Origin of the sequence: Sphingomonas naphthae (genome assembly GCF_028607085.1) — a bacterium.
Classification (GTDB): domain Bacteria; phylum Pseudomonadota; class Alphaproteobacteria; order Sphingomonadales; family Sphingomonadaceae; genus Sphingomonas_Q; species Sphingomonas_Q naphthae.
Genome location: NZ_CP117413.1, coordinates 43,160 through 60,126, shown reverse-complemented (window position 1 = coordinate 60,126; position 16,967 = coordinate 43,160). Strand labels below are relative to the sequence as shown.

The window sequence follows — 16,967 nt, the reverse complement described above, 5'->3', positions numbered from 1 at the left end:
TCATGCGCAGATTTGTAGGAGCAGCATGCACGGGCGTGGCGCTGCTGATGGCGTCGCCGGTTCTGGCCCAGGGCATCCCGGTCTATGATTCCTCTGGCTATCTTCAGGCATTGGCCACTGTCAAAAACACCCTGTCGATGATCGACCAGGGCAAAGAGCAGATCGCGGAAGCGCAGCAACTCTATGCCAGCCTCAACAAAGTGACGAACGTCAACACGATAGCCCCAAGTCTTTCGACCGACGCCGCGCGCCATCTCCTCCCAAGCGAAGCCCGTGACATTCAGCGCCTCATGTCTTCGAACAATGGGGGTTTGGGTGCCCTTGGCACGGCCGCCGATCGCATCCGCTCATCGAATCGTATCGAGCTGCCCGCCCTGCGGCCGGATGCGACCGAATATGAGCGCTCCGCGCGTACCGCAATCGACCGCAATGGCGACTATGCGGCGCGCGATGCGGCCGTCGCGGAAGCCGCATATAGCACCACGGCACAGCGGACAGCTGGTTTGGAGGACCTACGCGGCTCCCTCGATTCCGCCTCCGATGCCAAGCAGGTGATGGATATTCAGGCACGGATCGGGGTCGAAAACGCTCATATCCAGAATGATGCGGTGCAGCTTCAAGCATTGCAGATGCGACAGCAGGCTGGCGAACAACTTCGCTCTCAGCGTGAGAGCGATGAGATTTTAGCGCGAAAGCTAGAAAGCCTCGGCAAATGAGCGCCCAATGCCGAGCCGTGCTCGGATGCTTTCTGCTTCTTTTGGGAGGCTGCCATGAGCAGCCTAGAGGCAAGGACTACCTTCGCGCTCATCCCGACGAATTAGCTGAACTTCTAAAGGTATGCGCTGACGGCACTCACGGAAACACCCAAGAATGCTCAAACGCGGAGAGCATGAAAACGCTTAATCAAAAACTACGCGCACTCTCACACTGAGGTTTGACTTAGCGGAGCATAGCAATGGCTACGGGATTATTTTCGACGCTCTACACAAATATAGATGGAAAGCTCGACCTCTTCCTCAATGAACGCCTGAACAATGTCATCGATGTAGTTCGCGGACCGCTGGCGCTCGGTTTAGTGATATACATTGGGCTCTTCGGTTACATGGTCATGCGTGGCATCGTTAGTGAGCCTTGGGGCGAGCTATTTTACCGCATGGTGAAATTATGTTTGCTGTATCTCGCGGCTACAACCGTCGCTTATTCAGACTGGGTCACGCAGCCACTCTTTCACGGAATGCCTGACACCATTTCCCAAGCGCTAGCTGGAAAGACGGTTTCGACAGTCGGCGGCGTTTTCGATGATTACTATGCCCAATCTGATGCGATCGTTGCTCGCATAGAAACCGAAGCAGCAATTTACAGCGATATAAATCCCTACAAGCTGGTCCTATATTTGGTTAGCTTGGTACTGAAGGCTCTCGCCGGGCTCTCAGCTGCGATTGGCTTCGCAATAACTGTTTTTGCGAAGGTGGCACTTGCGTTAGTTATCGCGCTCGGACCAATATTTATTGCTTTATCTTTATTCGAAACGACACGCCGTATGTTTCATGGCTGGCTGAGTCAGGCGTTTAACTACATCGTTTTGATGGCTGTCATCATCGCAATCACCGCACTTATAACTGATTTGGGCAATGCGGCGACCGTAGCATCCGAAGGAGTGGGTGACGCAGCTTTGGGCGCCGTTCTGTTCGCCGCCTACATCTTCCTCGGCACCATATTCTTCTTCCAGGCCCCTGCGATCGCGACCGGCATTGCGGGTGGAGCCGCAGCTGGCGTCGGCGCGTTCGCCGGTACGGCCTGGGGCACAATGGCATCACCCTTCCGCCAACGCCGCAGCATGCAGAATAGCCGCAACCTCGAACGGGCGGCCCAGCGCGGCGGCTCGATCCGAGCCGCATGACATGGAGTCCAACCGGATGAGCCCCTCCCCAACCCGTGGCCAACAACCGACGCCGCAGAGCAAAGCGGTGCGATGGGCATGTGTCTTGCTCTGCATGACAACCGCGTCGGCCTGCGCCTCCGGGCCGAAAAAGCTGGCAGTATGCGATGGGCATCATCTGCGTGACGTCAATATCTACGGAAGTGTCCTGCCTGGCTCCCCTATAGCCCCGACCACCGCCCCGCCTCCTGCTCCACCTGTCCCGCCCGCGACGGCCGTGCCTTCGGGTGCCGCTGGACCACCTCCGCCGGTGCCATCGGCCGGTTCGAAATCATCGGCGCTGCAGATGCCGCATCGATACGCCAGTTGTTGAGGAGCCCACCGATGAAGGAATCCGTTCCGGGAAAGGGCATCGCTGCCTATTTCGATGATGCCAGGACATGGGATCAGGACCGTATCCGTTCCGCCCTACGATCGGCGCGCATTGCCTGGACAGTGGCAGGCGTGGCGAGCGTCCTCACGGCCGCGTCCGTCTTCGCCGTCGCCGCCTTGACCCCCCTCAAGACGGTCGTTCCCTATGTCATCCGGGTAAACCAAGTGACGGGCGCCGTCGACATCCAGACGGCTCTCACGCAGAAGCCGATGCAATATGATGAGGCCGTGACGAAATTCTTCCTCGCCCAATATGTAAGGGCGCGGGAGAGTTGGTTGCCGGCCGCCGCTGAAGAAAATTTCCGCTCCGTCACCATCCTGTCGCAGCCCGGTGAACAGCAGCGCTGGGGCCGCTTCTTCAGCAACAGCAATGCGAACAGTCCCCAGACCGTCTGGGGCAAGAACACGGTTGTACAGGCCCGGGTCCGCAACATCTCTTTCATCAACAACAAGGTGGCCAATGTGCGCTTCACGCGCACGGTCCAGACCGAGACCGACACGCAGTCGACTGACTGGATCGCCACGATCACCTTCGCTTACACTAATGCGCCGATGTCGGAAGGAGACCGATATCGCAATCCACTCGGCTTTCAGGTTGAGAACTACCGGGCCGATCCGGAGGTGGTCCGGTGAAGTATGCCACCGCATTCATCGCAGCATGCCTGCTCGCGTCGCCTGCCCTTGCAGTCGATGTCCTGCGGGGAAGCACCGCCGACCCGCGCGTCAAGTTCGTCGACTATGAGGAAACCCAGGTCTATCGCGTGGTCGGCACGTTTCGGACGGCCACCCAGATCGTCCTCGGCAGTGACGAGACGATCCAGCATGTCGCGCTCGGCGATACCGTTTCGTGGGAAGTCGCCGTCGCCGGCCATATCCTCTTCCTGAAGCCGCGCGAGCGCGCCGGACCCACCAATCTGATCGTGACCACCAATCGGGCGGGCGAGATGCGCAGCTACGCCTTCGAGTTGACGGCGCGCAGCGGACCGATCGGCACACGCTCGGCCAATACCTATTTCCAGGTCCGCTTCCGCTATCCCCGCGATGAGGCGGAACGCGCGAAGCGACTGCAGGCTATGCAGGCAGCACAGCAGATCGCCCGCGCCGAAGCGGGCGTGATCCGCAGCGCGCTGGATCATGGGGTGATCGAGGGGCCACGTAACCTCAACTACAAGGTCCAGGGCGCCAGCGACCTTCAGCCGTCCGAAATCTCCGACAATGGCCAGTTCACGGTCTTGCGATTTCCCGCGAACCGCGAGATCCCCGCCATCTATCTTGTCCGCCCCGACGGCACCGAAACGCTCGTACCGTTCGACGTGCGCGACGAATTCGTCGTCGTGCATCTCGTCGCGGCTCAGTTGCGCCTGCGCCGCAACGGCGAAGTCCTGTGCATCTATAATCAGGCGCAAACCTCTTACGGCGTCGACTATGGGACCAACACCGGTTCGCCCCATGTCGAACGCACCCTTCAGGATCCCAAGGAGTGAGCGGCGTGGATGAGCCCACAAGCGGCACACGGGCGCTGCCCGGCGGCGACCCGACCCCGGAGCGCGACGAAATCGTCCGTGAGCGCGGCATCGATCCGGTTGGCGGCATGATGCCGGCGAAACGTAACACGGCGCTGATCTTCGCCGGCACCGCGATGGTGCTTGGCATCCTCTGGGTCAATTCGGGCACGAAGACGACATCGGGCGTGGGCGTCATGGCGACATCCGACGCAGCGCGGCAACGGCCCGACCTCACCGCCCGCGAAACCGTCGCTTATGATGCCGTCGCACCGCAGCCCAAGCCGCTCGGCACCGGTGATCCGAACGCGCCGGTGCTCAATCCGAATGTGCCCGCCGGCTCTCCGCTTGCCGGGCCGGACGGACAAGTCGTACCGGCCATGCAGCTTGGAGCGACACCCCCCGGGGCAAGCCAGCAACATGTCAGCATCGCGGACCAGGCGCGCCGATCGACGCTGATCGCTTATGGCGGGCAGGATCGGACAGCAGGCGCCGCCCCCTCTCCCGGAGACGGGCAACCGACCGGTGCTCCTGGCACAGCCGACGGCTCCGAGGCAGGCGCCGATCGCCCCGGCGGCGCGCCCAATGCGCTCGACATGCTGCGGCAAAGTTCGGCGGTGGGAGAAGCCCGCGCTTCGATGCTGCCGAACCGCAATTTCCTGATCACGGCCGGCACACTCATCCCCTGCACCTTGCAGACCGCGATGAACTCGGCGCAGCCCGGCTACACGTCCTGCATCATCCCGCGCGACATTTACTCCGAAAATGGCCGTGTGATCCTGATGGAAAAGGGCACAAGGGTACTCGGCGAATATCGCGGCGGCCTGCAACAAGGGCAGAACCGCCTTTTCGTCCTGTGGACACGCGCGGTCACGCCGCAGGGCGTGCGCATCGATCTCGCTTCGCCAGGATCGGACGCCCTCGGGCGCGCCGGCATGGCGGGCGCGGTCGACACCTTTTTCTGGGCGCGTTTCGGCGGCGCGCTCCTGCTCTCATTGGTCGATGATGCCGCTTATATTGCCGGACAGGCGGCTGCGGGCGGCAACAATAATTTCACCAACACGACCCGCACGCCGAGCGAGGGCGCGAGCATCGCTCTCCAGAACAGCATCAACATTCGTCCGGTCCTGAAAAAGAATCAGGGCGAAGAGGTCGGCATCTTCGTGGCGAAGGATTTCAACTTCGCCGACGTTTATAATCTCGAGCTGCGGCGCTAGCCATGCGCGATACGGCGGTCCTTCGGCACTATCTTGCACCAATCCAGCCCCTGCTGGTGCCAACGGACGTGACCGAACTCGTCATCAACCGTCCCGGCGAGGTCGGCATCGAGGATCGCCAGGGTTGGCACTGGCGTGATGTCCCCGAACTCGACAGCGAGTGGCTGGCGACCCTTGCGGTCGCTGCCGCCAGCTTCACGCATCAGGACGTCAACGCCGAGATGCCGATCTGCTCGACGATCCTGCCCGGCGGCGAGCGATGCCAGATCGTCATTCCCTCCGTTACGCCCACAGGCGCGCCATCCTTTACGATCCGCAAGCCATCGCTCGTCACGCTCGCGATCGATGATCTCGCCGGCGCCGGCTTGTTTTCCGGCACGCGGTCCGCTGCGCGAGGGTTGGGCGCGGTCGATAGCGAGCTTATCGCACTGCGCGACGCTGGCGACTGGCCGGCCTTTTTTCGCGTCGCGGTTGCAGCGCGGAAGAATGTGCTGGTCAGCGGCGCCACCGGTTCGGGCAAGACAACCTTTGCAAAGGCCTTGATCCGCCTCATCCCATCCGAAGAGCGCCTGCTGACGATCGAGGACACCCGCGAGCTGGTCGTCGAACATCGCAATGTCGTCCACATGGTCTATTCCAGCGAACAACAGGGCCTCGCCAAGGTAGGACCGAAGCAACTGCTCGAGAGCGCGCTACGGATGCGCCCCGATCGCATCCTGCTCCAGGAGCTGCGGGACGGCACGGCGTTCTTCTATCTGCGCAACGTGAACTCGGGCCATCCCGGCTCGATCACCACGGTCCATGCTGGCTCGGCTGCAGGCGCATTCGAGCAGCTGACCTTGCTGGTGAAGGAATCCGAAGGCGGCCGGGACCTGGCGCGTGACGATATTCGCGGCCTGCTGCGGATGCTGATCGATGTGGTGGTCCAGACACGCAAGCATCGAGGCCAGTTCGAGGTCGAGGAGGTCTATTTTGAACCCTTTGGTGGACATCCGGCTGCCGGCTAGGGCCAGCCTTGCCGTCATGCTCGCTCTCGCCATCCTGATGGCATGGATAGCGGGCACGCTGCTCATCGCATTGATCGGCCTGCGCCAGATCGGTCCACAGATGCAGGTGAGCGCGCTGCCCGCCTGGCTCTGGTATTATCGCGAGGATCCGCTGCTGTTCCTCTGGCTAAAGCGCGGCGCGCTCATCTGTGGGGGGATCATCGTGCTGGCGGCGCTGGTGATCCTGCGCCGACGTCGACCGCTCCACGGCGAGGCGCGATTTGCGCGGGAAGCCGAGATCCGGCGTGAACAGCTGCGCAGCACCACCGGCATCATCGTTGGGCAGAAGGGCGGGCGCTATCTCGTCTTCGGCGGCACCGAGCATGTGCTGCTCGAAGCGCCGACCCGGGCCGGCAAAGGCGTCGGCGTCGTCATCCCGAACCTGCTCAGCTGGCCGGACTCGGTGGTCGTTCTCGATGTGAAGCGCGAGAATTGGGAACTCACCGCAGGATTCAGAGCCAGGCATGGGCAGAGGGTTCATCTGTTCGATCCTCTTGACCCGGAAAGCCGCTCGGCGCGCTATAATCCGCTCAGCTATATCGAACGCACGGACGACATCGATGTCGTCAACGAGTTGCAGAAGATTGCTGGCATGCTGTTTCCCGCACCCGAGAAATCCGATCCCTTCTGGGCTGAGGCGGCGCGCGGCGCCTTTGTTGGGGTGGGCGCGCTGGTGGCGGCGAACCCTGCCCTGCCCTTCACCATCGGCGAGATTTATCGCAGGCTGACGGCCGGAGACCCCAAGGTCGAATTGCCCCGCGCCCTGGAGGAAGCCGAACGGGTCGGCCAGCGGCTGAGCCAGGCCTGCCGCTCCGCACTCAGCGACTTCACCTCCGCGTCCGACAACACCTTTTCGGGCATCAAGCAGACGATCACCTCCAAACTCAACCTCTGGCTCAACCCCTATGTCGATGCCGCCACGTCGGAGACCGACTTCGACCTGCGCCAGGTCCGCCGCGAGCGCATGTCGATCTATCTTGGCGTGTCGCCGGACAATATCGACCGGATCGCGCCGGTCTATAACCTGTTTCTCCAGCAGCTGGTCGACCTCAACACACGCGAGCTGCCCGAAAGCGGCGGCCGCATCCCGGTCCTGATCCTTCTCGATGAGTTTGCCCGGTTGGGCAAAGCGCCCGTGATCGCCTCGGCCTTTTCCTATGTCGCTGGCTATGGGTTGCGGCTTCTGCCGGTCATCCAGAGCCGCTCGCAACCGCGCGCAATCTATGGCCCCGATGTGACCGACGAGATCATCGCCAATTGCGGGCTCGAAATCATATTCACGCCGAAGGAACTCAAGGTCGCGAACGAGCTGTCCGACCGGCTCGGCTTCTTCACCATGAACGTCAAATCGAAGAGCCGCACGATCCACGGCATGCTGGCCAACCGGAGCATCTCGGAATCCGATCAGCGCCGCGCGCTGATGATGCCGCAGGAACTGATGCAGATGCCCAAGAGCGAGCTTCTCCTCCTTCGTGGCGGTATCCCGCCCGTCCGCGGCCGCAAAATCGAATATTTCCGCGTGCGGCGCTTTACCAACCGCATCAGCCCGCCGCCCAAAGTGGCACCGCGCGCCATCACGAACGCCCCGGCACATGCCCCCTCGGCGGCATCAGGGCAGGCATCGCCGGGAAACGATCCGCTGGTTCGCGCGCGCGAAGGCAAGATTGCAGCCTTGCGATCCGATCCCGCAAACACAGCCATGGAAGAGGACATAATCATGACCCGTCCCATGTCCGACCCCGAGATTTCCGGCGAGTTTGAAATCACCGACGACATGCTGGTGCTCGGCGATCTCGCCGATCTTCCGGCGCCCGGCGACGAAGCCGCCGCCATTGCATTTGTGATGGCGATGAGCGCGCGAGCGGTTGGCGAGGGGGGCACCATCGCGGCCTCCGACATGACCCACATACAGGAAAGGTCCGATAATGGCCGATAAGGACAAGAATCCGGCGCCTCCCAAAAGCCCCGCCAATACCGTCGCGCTCGATGCCTCTTCGCCTGCGCGCGCCATCAAAGGCGGCACCGCTGAGGCCCCGTCGAAACCGGACCCATCGATCGGCCAGGCACTGCCCGGACCCAATGCCGCCCTCCCGTCACGCGAAAAAAGCGAAAAGGCAGGTGCGGTTCGATCCGTCGACCAGGGCGATATGCCGGATACCGTTCGCAAGCGCTATTACAGCGACAAGGCCAAGTGGTCGGGTGACGCCATATTCTTCACGTCCCCCGAAACAAAGGATCCCGCCTTTCGCGACCAGGGCCGCCGCCTGGTCACAGCGACCGAAAGCCAGGAAGTGGTCAAGGATCTGGTGGCGATCGCCCAGCATCGCGGGTGGGAACAGATCCACGTCACCGGCTCGGAAGCATTCCGACGCGCCGCCTGGCTCGAAGCCAGCCGGCAAGGGATCGAGGTTCGCGGTTTCAAGCCGAACGAACGAGACATTCAGGAACTCGATCGGGTTCGTGCAGCCGCCAGTCGCAACAGTATCACGCCTTCGGTCAAGGCACACAGGGAGGCTGAACCGGGAGCCGATCGCTCGGCCGCCAGTGCCCGACCCTCACCGTCGGCGCGCACCGATATGGGTTCGCCCGGTCGACCCGGTCAGGACAATGACCGTGCGGCGCGGAGCCAGCTTCGGGTCATTGAGGCCGTTATTCGCCGCACCCTGTTCGACAATCCCGAAGCGATCGGACGCGTGATGTCGGTTGCGCAGGCCCAGTTCGATGCGCATGTCGCGGCCGGTCGGCCCATCCGACCCGCACAGGTTCGGCAAGTCGAAAATCGGGAGCGCCAAGCGCCGGGAGATCGGGCCACAGCTCAGACATCGCCGAGCCGCGAAACGCCGGGCCGGGCGCCTCGACCGCCCCAGCGCAGTCGAAGTCGGTAGCAACAGCGTGCGCTTGTCGCCTTCGTGATGGCACGCAAGATCGCGCACGCCAGCGAACTGCTGGCTCGTAGCGACCTGCCGACAGAGCGCGTGGCGGCCGCTGCCGGCTTTCGCAACACCGCGCAGTTGCGCCGGTATTTCCAGCAACTCAAGGGGCAGACGCCGCGCGACTTTCGCAGGCAACCCCAATAGATTCCGCTCTATTGGCGACGGCATGGACAAGCAAAGTCGAGCCGGCGAGACCTAACGATCGCGGTCGCGAGGTTTGGGCGTCGTAAGATCCGGGTCGGCCCCGTTCCGCACGTCACCCTCGTCGGCTCGGATGCCACGAGCCGGCGTCCCCTGCGCACGCTCTCCCAACAGGATCTCTCGTGCGCGTTGCAGCCGCCGCGACACCGCCGGCGGCATCTCCGCGACGAACGCTGCAATATCGTCCGCCAGGGCGAGGTCTGCCTCTTTACCTGTCGCCGCCAAAGCCGCAGCGGCGTCGGCATAGGCGCCACGGATCTGTTTCTGCCGGCCCAGCGCCAGCACGTCCTCGACGCGTCGCTCGGGAAACTGGGCATGCGCGAACGCGGCCGCCCTGTCCTCGGTCAAACGGTCGATATCCATTTGTCGCCCTTGCCCCGCGGTGCGCGCTTCAAGATGCAAGGCGGGCGAACGCACCCGCTTCTGGACATGGCCGCGCGCGCGGCGGGGCGTCGCCTCGGCTGCAACGCCGCGCTGGCGCAGTTCATGGGCAAAGCTTTCACGCCAATGATGCAGGTCAGCCTTGCGCGGATTGAAGCGTGTGCCATCGATTCCCTGGGTCGCCACAGTCAGATGAACATGCGGATTGGCCGTGTCGGTATGGAGCGCAACCATATAGCTGAATTGCCCTTCTAGCTCGACGCGCGCGAAAGCCTGGACGGCATCATGGATCGTGGCGGCATCGGTCGTGCCGCCAGGCATCGACAGCACCATCGACATCGAGGTCGGCCGATCGCGGCCATGCTCGTTCATCGCCTCGTCGAGCATCTGCCAGTCCTGGGCGATCGCCTTCAGACGCGCGACATCCGTGATCTGTTCGCCCTCGCTGCTGCGCACGGCCAGTTTCCCATGGCGCGAGATATAGTGAAAATGCTCGGCGAGATGGGCCGCCCCACGCTGCTTGCCCGAAATCTTGACCATGACCTCGGGCGCCTTGCGCACGATCCGCTCGAGCTTGGCGCGCGCCTGCGCCTGGGTCAGCTTGGCCGCGCGCCCTGGCCCACCCTTACCCGCCGCCGGGATCCGCAGGGTGGCGCCACGGAGCATCCGCTTGCCGCCCGAAGGCGGTCGCCACGCCTCCATCAGACCGGGAAGCGGCAGGACGTCATCATCGTCATCCACGGGCAACGTCCCAATAGGAGAGGTCACCCTTGAGCGCGGCTCCCAGCGCCCGCAGCTGTGCCGCAACTTCGTCACGGAACGAGGCGACACGCGCCGCTTCGCGCACAAGATCGAGCCGGGAATCGACCATGGTCGCGGCATGTAAGGCATGGACCGCCTGATTGAGGTTGATCCCGATCCGATTGAGTTCGCGCCAGGACTGGGCGATCACCGCGCGGTCGCTGCGCGGCGGCAAAGGCTGGGCATGAAGGTGCCGGCGCAGCAGCATGACGAGCCATTCGGTTCGCCTCAGTCCCCGCGCATCGGCGGCGGCATCGAGCAACGCGACGTCGTCCTGTGACAGGCGGACCTCGACCCGGTCGGTCGCCCGCTTGCGCGGCGGCGCGGGTCCGGGATCGACGCCCTCTCCCGCCAAGGCGCTTTCGATAAGCCTGCGCAGTATCGCCGAGCGACCACCGGAAGGGATTGCCAGGACATCGAAGCGGGCCGCGAGATCATCGGGCAGTCGGACGGTGAAGACAGCCATGTCCCGAAGGCTATTGTCATACATCCCCGGCGCCAAGCCTATCCGGCCCTCACCTTAATCCACTCGTCCCATAGTCTGCTTGAACAGACTCCGCCCCCCTTCAAGCAAGGCCTGCAACCTTACTTGCTGCCTCCTTGAAGATCGTCCCATTAGGACAAGATCATCGGCTCGGCTTGCCAGAATGAAGACAGCCGCACCCCTGAAAAAGGGGTACGGCTGTCAAAATTGTCTGGAAGTCAGGATCGTTTCTACGCGGAGTAAGGGGTGAATTGGTGAAACCGCCCCGCCGACGGAACTAGCCGAGGATGATGTCGCCAATCGGCGCGTCGATCTCCTCCCCATCATCGAACAGCACGCGGACCTGCTCGGGCAGAAGCAACCGCCCTGCCCGCCCTGCACATGTCACGCGCACATCGCCAAGACGTTGGGATGGGGGCAAGGCATCCGGCCCGAACATCGCCTTTAACCCGCGATTGGCGCGGACGGGCGGCATTGATCCGCCACGCGCTGCACCATCCCTGTCCTCCACAGGGCGCAGTTGAGGCTGCTGGGCATCGGCGACCGACGCGGACGCCTTGAGACTGGCAATGAAGCGGCTGCCCTCGGCTAGGGTGACGTTTTCGTCACCAAGCCCTTCGACATAGGCCCGCACCGCATCGCCATAGGTCCGGGCCGCGCGGTGCAGATCGTAGAGCAAACGGATCGGCATCCGGTCGATCGCCGCGCGCAGCCAGGGCGCCATGTCGGCACAGGCGGCATATAGGGACACGAACTGCTTGGACCGGCCAAGCGCGCGCGCAATCTCGGCCTGGGTAACGCCGGCGCCCAGCATGCGTTCGATCCCGGTCGCCAGATCGTGCGGTGTTAGCCCGGCGCGCTGGTCATTCTCGACAATCTGATCGGCAAGCGTATCGGCGCGGTTCACCACCGCCATGACGATCGCGGGGATCGTCTCTCGTCCGGCGAGACGCGACGCGCGAAAGCGCCGCTCGCCGACCCGGATAACATGCAGGCCGTCGCCGTTTTTCGGCGCAACGAGGATCGGTTGCAGGACACCGCGCGCGGCGATCGATGCCGCCAGATCGTTGAGTTCTGCCTCATCGAACGTCCGGCGCGGATTGCCCGGATCGGGCGTGATCCAGTCGAGCGGCATGTCCTCGACGCGCCGCGCGCTGTCGTGGAGACCGACGAGCAGTCCGAATTCTTCGGCGCGCTGATCGAACTTGCCCATCACGCGGCACTCGGCAGGCGCGCATCGACCCGGCGAACGATCTCGGCGAGGATCGGTCGGATTTCCTCGGCCGCGGCTTTCGCGCCGCTTCCTGTCTCGCGCCACACGGGCTGATGATTTTCGGCTGAATGCTTGTAGGTCGGGCGCGCCTTGATGAAGGCGGGAAACATCATCGCCTCGCCGACCGCCCGGGTGAGCTTGATCGCATTGTCCATCTCGCGCCGGTCGAATGGATTGACCATCGAGGGCAGCAGACCGAGAAAATCGACCTTGCGACCGCCGCGCGCGCCTTCGGCCTTTTTGAGCGCGGTCAGCAGAATCTTGGCGCATTCGATGGAATCCTCGGCGACCTGCACGGGTGCGATCACGGCATCGGCGATTACCATCGCGCTCAAGGTCAGTTCATCCCATTTGGGGCCGGTATCGACAACGCAATGGTCGAAATGCTCACCGAAGGCCGCATAGCGACCGAGAAAATCCCGCACATCCTGCGCCGCCTTGATCATCTGCAATCGCGGGTCGGCGGCAAAGACCGCCAGGCCCGGCGCACTCACCGCGCTCAATGCCGCATCGGGATCGAACAGATCGGCGGAAAAGCCCGCCTGCCGTTCGGTTGCCAGCCTGCGGGTCGAACTGCCCTGGGGATCAAGGTCGATGAAGGCGACCCGCCGTCCCGGCTCCTCTGCCAGAAACCAGCCAAGATGGGTGGCGAGGAAGGTCTTGCCGACCCCGCCCTTGAGCAGGCTGACGACAATGGTGCGCATCGGCGTGCGCTTGCCTCCGGCGTCAGGACTCATAGTCGTCGGGCCCATCGCGCAGATTGCGCTCATAATGGTCGCGCGCCGACCAGTCGCCGCCGCCGCCGATGCCGGGGCCGACATAGCGGAACAGATAGACGGTGATCGCAAAGCAGACGAACGCGAACAGGAAGGCGTGATCGGGATGACGGGAAAAATAGTCGGCCATGGGATGTCTCCACAAATGAGCAGGCGCCGAGCGTCAGCGGGCGCCGGGATACCCACGCGCAAAAGCGCAGGCTGCCCAAAGGTCAGCCGCCCTCCCCTCTGACACAAAGCCGGGAGCACGATCGAAACGGCGTCGATGACGGGAGACAGTCTGCTCAAGCAGACTTTTCAGAGCCATCCCCCTGACCGGGGGGATCGGCGTATAAAGACGTCGCAGTCCTGCTAAGCGGGACGCGGCACAGAAGTCGATGAAGCTGGAACCCTCGCTGGCCAGCTCGCCGCACCTATGCGGCGGGCACGGTCAGCCGCCATTGCTCGACAAGCGCCACGATCCTGTCTTTGTAGCCAAGTTGGTCGGGATAGATCGCGCCATGATGGCCGCCAAGATAGGCAAAGACGATGGCCATGTCGGCAGCAACCGCATGATCGACGCCAAACAGGTCAGCAAGGTCGAAGCCGCCATTGTCCTGTGCATTCCACCAGGCGAGAAGGAAATTGGCGGCGCGGCGGGCCTGGCCGGTGTCGGAGGCGGCCAGATCGAACAAGCGGTCGAGCGCTTGGGTTACAGGCTGGCTCATCTACGAATCCCTTCGTGACATGGTGGCCCCGGCAATGCCGGGGCCATGATAGCTCAATATTCGTGGGTGAGAAGGATCGTCAGCACCCGAGTGGTGAGATCGGGGTCGGTGGGATCCGATGAGCCATAGACGAGGTCGCGATCATAATAGTCGATCTTCCAGTAGAGTGTCTCGCCCGCGAACGCGAAACGCCCGAAATCATGTTCGCCATGCGGATCAACGTCCGGTCCGAAGGTGTCATAATCGCGCACGGCACGCAGCAATTCGGCGCGGCGCTGAAATCCGCGAAACAGGCTGGTGTTGCCGATAAGGGCCGCGACGCCTGCGGTCATCACGACCCGGTTGCGGCCAGGATTATGGATGGCCTGGCGAAAGCCGTCATTGAGGATGGCGATGGTCGCATGGGTTTGCGATTGGGGCTGTGTCGCGCTGCTGTTGGGCTCGGCCATGGTGGATTGTTCCTGCGCTTGTCTGACCCCGCCGATCGGGGCCTTCCGACAGGCGACCGGACCGCCGGGGCATAGCGCGCCCGCGCACCTGAAGGGTCGCAACGATAGTGGAGAAGCCCGGCCACGGGCTTGCGCGGGCAAGTGCCTCGGCGAGGACGCCAAGCCAGGAAGGGACCGTCGTTTCGGCGGATTGCCATTGCGCTGAACGGTCTGGCCGATTTTGCAAAGCGACGATGGACGCAAGCGATCGGCGTTCGCTATCGTCCTTGTCATGACGCCGGAAGCACAGATCATTCCGCTTTGGCCTCGCTGGACCGCGAGCATCGGCCTTATGCGTCACCGCAAGATCCAGGTCCGGACCCGGTGCCGCCGCTGCGACGTACTGATGCGGGCCGATCTGAGCGACCTGGCCGGACGCTATGGCGCGAATATGTGCCTGATCGATCGGCAGGAGCGCTGCCGGATGGTCGGCTGCGATGGCGCCGCTTTTTATCTCGCTACGCCGCGCTATGGCGGGCCGTGGCATATTCTGCTCGCCGATCCGCGCCTCATGAAAGGACTCGATCTGGGTGCCGCTTCCGGCAGTGCGGCAGCCCTGCGGATACTCACATAACCGACCCAGCCCCTAGCGAGCAGGGTTCATAAACGCTATCTTGGTATCAGCAGAATCGCATCATGCCGAAAGGAGGGCAGTTTCATGGCGACGAACGCAGTCATTCAGCCCCGCGCGCGCAAGAGCAAGTCGCGCAAGGTGCGCTTTGGCGACGTGACGGTGACGGCGCCCGCGCCCTCAACCGCGCTGGTCCAGCATAATATCAGGCTGAGCACGCAGGCGCTCGAGCGTGTCGCCAAGCGTCTGGCCAAGCCGGGCGTGACCTTGCGCGCCAAGAAAGATGTGCCGCTCTATTCCCTCGACAGCGACAATCCCGACGTGATGATCCGCAAGCTCAATGGCAAGATCGAACGCGGGGCCATCGTCAACGGCGTCTTTCAGGCCGTCGATTGACCTCGGCGATCGCGGCGATCCGGCAAGTTCGCGAGACGCAGGAGAAACGCAAGAAGCCGCTGGCGATCGTCTTGGCCGGGCACAACGGTTCAGGCAAATCGACGATGTGGCGGCGCAGTCTTGCCGACGAACTGCAAATGCCCTTGGTCAATGCCGATCGCATGATGCTCTCGATCCTGCCCGAGCAGGCCAGCGACGGCGCGCTTCCGGCTTGGGCGGCGACTTTGCGCGATACCGACCAGAGCTGGATGAAGGTCTCCCAGCAAGGGGTTCAGGCCTTTGTGGGCCATGCCATGAACGCCAAGGTGCCGTTCGCGATGGAGACGGTCTTCTCGCATTGGCAACCGCGCGAAGATGGCACGGTTGAATCGAAGATTGATCAGATCCGCCAGATGCAGGCTGCGGGCTATTTCGTGCTCCTCATCTTCGTGGGGCTCGCGAGCGTCCAGCTCTCGATCGGGCGCGTTCAGACGCGGGTGCAGGAGAACGGCCATGCCGTGCCGGAGGACAAGCTGCGCGAGCGGTTTCCCAGAACCCAACTGGCAATCGCCGAGGCGATCAAGGTCGCGGACGCATCCTTGTTGGCCGACAATAGTCGCATGCCCGGCCAGGCCTTTACCGTCTGCCGGGTTCAGATCGAGGATCGCGAGATCTTTGATCTACGTAACGGCGCCAGGAGTGCGCCGAGCGTCATCTTGCGGTGGCTTGATCGCGTAAGCCCGCGACCGGCCTGACGTTCGCGGCAGGGATCGTGACCCGGATGGGCCAAGACCCGGCACGGGGCTTGGGGCGCGTATCGCCTAGAGCCCGGTCCGGCGCAGCCGGAGCCGCCCTGCCTGCGACCTGGTCTGCCGCCCTCCCCGCCAAACTCCCGCTGACGCACCGCTGATAACGGCATTGCAGTATCCACACAAAAGAGACGATGGAGAAGGATGAACTGCGAACTTAGGCAATAGGGATAGAGTATTTGGACCTGATCGGATTTGCCCTTGCTGTCCTGCTGATCGAACTGACGCCTGGTCCCAACATGGCGTGGTTGGCAGGTCTTGCGGCAACGGAAGGTCGACGCAGCGGTCTGGCGGCCGTGTGGGGTATAGGGCTTGGATTGCTCGCCAATGGGCTGCTGGCAGCAATCGGTCTTGCAGCCCTGTTGCAGGCGGCGCCGCAGCTCTGGACCGGATTGCGCCTCGCCGGCGCAGCGATGATGCTCTGGCTGGCATTCGATGCCTGGCGCGGATCGAACCAGAGCAGCGCGCCCGCCCCGCAGGCCCGTTCGGCCAGACGTGCCTTTGCGACAGGCGCGATGATCAATCTGCTCAATCCCAAGGCCTATGTCTTCTTCATCGTGGTCGCACCGCAATTCCTGCGCGGCGCAGCGCTCAGCCTGCACGGTGCGCTGATCTTGTCACTGGTCAGCGCGGCAATCGCCACGTTCATTCACCTCTCTATCGTCCTGGCTGGCGCTAAGGCCCATGGCTGGATGAATGATCCAATACGGATCAAACCCATCAAGCGGCTGTTTGCCGTGGTCATGGTCAGCGTGGCGATCTCGTTCGTCATTGCCGATATCGGGCGATAGGCGGGGGCACACGCCCCCGCCCTTGCGGTCAGCCAAAGGGATCATATTCGTTGAGAATGGCGACGTCGCTAGTGCAGTCGTCAGCGGTAATGACCGCGAACTGTGTGCCGATACCGATGACCATCGTTGCAACCATGAGGGTTTTCGAGAGGCCGAGCGCGTGGAGGCGGGCGATCTTGATGTCGGTGAACATATCGAGGCTCCTTGCCAAGCCGGCGGGTTCATCCCCGCTCGACTGGCGCCCGATGTGTTCGGCCGGTGGCCGCGATCACTTTTTTGCCAACGGCCAAAAAGCCGTAGC

Annotated in this window: 22 protein-coding genes; 14 read left to right on the top strand and 8 right to left on the bottom strand. The window is 63.1% G+C overall.

Going from position 1 to position 16,967, the window contains the following annotated elements; translation table 11 throughout:
• Window positions 1-2 precede the first annotated feature (2 nt).
• The 10 genes from PQ455_RS20240 to PQ455_RS20200 all read left to right on the top strand — a co-directional run bounded on the left by PQ455_RS20240 (window position 3) and on the right by PQ455_RS20200 (window position 9,153).
• Window positions 3-716 carry a TrbJ/VirB5 family protein gene (locus PQ455_RS20240; RefSeq protein ID WP_420542886.1) on the top strand — a complete coding sequence of 238 codons (714 nt, stop codon included), beginning with the start codon at window positions 3-5 and terminating at the stop codon, window positions 714-716.
• On the top strand, window positions 713-931 hold the full coding sequence (locus PQ455_RS21095) for an EexN family lipoprotein (protein ID WP_420542885.1): 219 nt from the start codon (window positions 713-715) through the stop codon (window positions 929-931). Before PQ455_RS20240 ends, PQ455_RS21095 begins: the two co-directional genes overlap by 4 nt.
• A 24-nt stretch (window positions 932-955) precedes the next feature.
• On the top strand, window positions 956-1,900 hold the full coding sequence (locus tag PQ455_RS20235; RefSeq protein ID WP_273692155.1) for a TrbL/VirB6 family protein: 945 nt from the start codon (window positions 956-958) through the stop codon (window positions 1,898-1,900).
• Window positions 1,901-2,263: 363 nt separating this feature from the next.
• Window positions 2,264-2,944: a VirB8 family type IV secretion system protein gene (locus PQ455_RS20230; RefSeq protein WP_273692154.1), complete on the top strand. Its 681-nt coding sequence runs from the start codon at window positions 2,264-2,266 to the stop codon at window positions 2,942-2,944.
• Window positions 2,941-3,795, top strand: a complete 855-nt coding sequence (gene virB9 / locus PQ455_RS20225) for a P-type conjugative transfer protein VirB9 (protein ID WP_273692152.1) — start codon at window positions 2,941-2,943, stop codon at window positions 3,793-3,795. The genes PQ455_RS20230 and virB9 overlap by 4 nt, the downstream gene beginning before the upstream one ends.
• 107 nt (window positions 3,796-3,902) lie before the next feature.
• Window positions 3,903-5,030 (top strand): type IV secretion system protein VirB10, encoded by a 1,128-nt coding sequence (gene virB10, locus PQ455_RS20220; protein WP_273692149.1) that lies wholly within the window; start codon window positions 3,903-3,905, stop codon window positions 5,028-5,030.
• A 2-nt stretch (window positions 5,031-5,032) separates the two neighbouring features.
• Window positions 5,033-6,037: a P-type DNA transfer ATPase VirB11 gene (gene virB11 / locus PQ455_RS20215; RefSeq protein ID WP_273692146.1), complete on the top strand. Its 1,005-nt coding sequence runs from the start codon at window positions 5,033-5,035 to the stop codon at window positions 6,035-6,037.
• Window positions 6,038-6,053: 16 nt separating this feature from the next.
• Window positions 6,054-8,012, top strand: a complete 1,959-nt coding sequence (locus PQ455_RS20210) for a type IV secretory system conjugative DNA transfer family protein (protein WP_273692177.1) — start codon at window positions 6,054-6,056, stop codon at window positions 8,010-8,012.
• Entirely contained in the window at window positions 8,002-8,961 is a 960-nt protein-coding gene (locus PQ455_RS20205; RefSeq protein ID WP_273692145.1) for an LPD7 domain-containing protein, read from the top strand. Before PQ455_RS20210 ends, PQ455_RS20205 begins: the two co-directional genes overlap by 11 nt.
• Window positions 8,962-8,988: 27 nt before the next feature.
• Complete coding sequence (locus PQ455_RS20200; RefSeq protein WP_273692143.1) at window positions 8,989-9,153, top strand: helix-turn-helix domain-containing protein; 165 nt, start codon at window positions 8,989-8,991, stop codon at window positions 9,151-9,153.
• A gap of 51 nt (window positions 9,154-9,204) precedes the next feature.
• On the opposite strand, the gene PQ455_RS20195 is transcribed toward PQ455_RS20200, so the two are convergent.
• The 7 genes from PQ455_RS20195 to PQ455_RS20165 form a co-directional block, all read right to left on the bottom strand.
• A complete protein-coding gene (locus PQ455_RS20195; protein ID WP_273692141.1) occupies window positions 9,205-10,332 on the bottom strand; it encodes a relaxase/mobilization nuclease domain-containing protein in 1,128 nt (375 codons plus the stop codon).
• Window positions 10,325-10,858 (bottom strand): ribbon-helix-helix domain-containing protein, encoded by a 534-nt coding sequence (locus PQ455_RS20190; protein WP_273692139.1) that lies wholly within the window; start codon window positions 10,856-10,858, stop codon window positions 10,325-10,327. The genes PQ455_RS20195 and PQ455_RS20190 overlap by 8 nt, the downstream gene beginning before the upstream one ends.
• A 295-nt stretch (window positions 10,859-11,153) precedes the next feature.
• A complete protein-coding gene (locus PQ455_RS20185; protein WP_273692137.1) occupies window positions 11,154-12,089 on the bottom strand; it encodes a ParB/RepB/Spo0J family partition protein in 936 nt (311 codons plus the stop codon).
• Window positions 12,089-12,853, bottom strand: coding sequence for a ParA family protein (locus tag PQ455_RS20180; protein WP_273692135.1), 765 nt, complete (start codon window positions 12,851-12,853; stop codon window positions 12,089-12,091). Before PQ455_RS20180 ends, PQ455_RS20185 begins: the two co-directional genes overlap by 1 nt.
• 22 nt (window positions 12,854-12,875) lie before the next feature.
• Window positions 12,876-13,055: a hypothetical protein gene (locus PQ455_RS20175; protein WP_273692133.1), complete on the bottom strand. Its 180-nt coding sequence runs from the start codon at window positions 13,053-13,055 to the stop codon at window positions 12,876-12,878.
• A 283-nt stretch (window positions 13,056-13,338) separates the two neighbouring features.
• Window positions 13,339-13,632: a DUF7673 family protein gene (locus tag PQ455_RS20170; RefSeq protein ID WP_273692130.1), complete on the bottom strand. Its 294-nt coding sequence runs from the start codon at window positions 13,630-13,632 to the stop codon at window positions 13,339-13,341.
• 53 nt (window positions 13,633-13,685) lie between these two features.
• On the bottom strand, window positions 13,686-14,081 hold the full coding sequence (locus PQ455_RS20165; RefSeq protein WP_273692128.1) for a DUF3768 domain-containing protein: 396 nt from the start codon (window positions 14,079-14,081) through the stop codon (window positions 13,686-13,688).
• Between the two features lie 271 nt (window positions 14,082-14,352).
• Between PQ455_RS20165 and PQ455_RS20160 the strand changes: the two genes are divergently transcribed.
• The 4 genes from PQ455_RS20160 to PQ455_RS20145 all read left to right on the top strand — a co-directional run bounded on the left by PQ455_RS20160 (window position 14,353) and on the right by PQ455_RS20145 (window position 16,666).
• Window positions 14,353-14,694: a hypothetical protein gene (locus PQ455_RS20160; protein ID WP_273692126.1), complete on the top strand. Its 342-nt coding sequence runs from the start codon at window positions 14,353-14,355 to the stop codon at window positions 14,692-14,694.
• 84 nt (window positions 14,695-14,778) lie between these two features.
• Complete coding sequence (locus PQ455_RS20155; RefSeq protein WP_273692124.1) at window positions 14,779-15,087, top strand: hypothetical protein; 309 nt, start codon at window positions 14,779-14,781, stop codon at window positions 15,085-15,087.
• Window positions 15,084-15,821 carry an ATPase gene (locus PQ455_RS20150; RefSeq protein WP_273692122.1) on the top strand — a complete coding sequence of 246 codons (738 nt, stop codon included), beginning with the start codon at window positions 15,084-15,086 and terminating at the stop codon, window positions 15,819-15,821. The genes PQ455_RS20155 and PQ455_RS20150 overlap by 4 nt, the downstream gene beginning before the upstream one ends.
• Window positions 15,822-16,054: 233 nt before the next feature.
• On the top strand, window positions 16,055-16,666 hold the full coding sequence (locus tag PQ455_RS20145; protein ID WP_273692120.1) for a LysE family translocator: 612 nt from the start codon (window positions 16,055-16,057) through the stop codon (window positions 16,664-16,666).
• 28 nt (window positions 16,667-16,694) lie between these two features.
• Here PQ455_RS20145 and PQ455_RS20140 read toward each other — a convergent pair whose 3' ends face one another.
• Window positions 16,695-16,859 (bottom strand): hypothetical protein, encoded by a 165-nt coding sequence (locus tag PQ455_RS20140; RefSeq protein ID WP_273692118.1) that lies wholly within the window; start codon window positions 16,857-16,859, stop codon window positions 16,695-16,697.
• Between the last annotated feature and the right edge of the window lie 108 nt (window positions 16,860-16,967).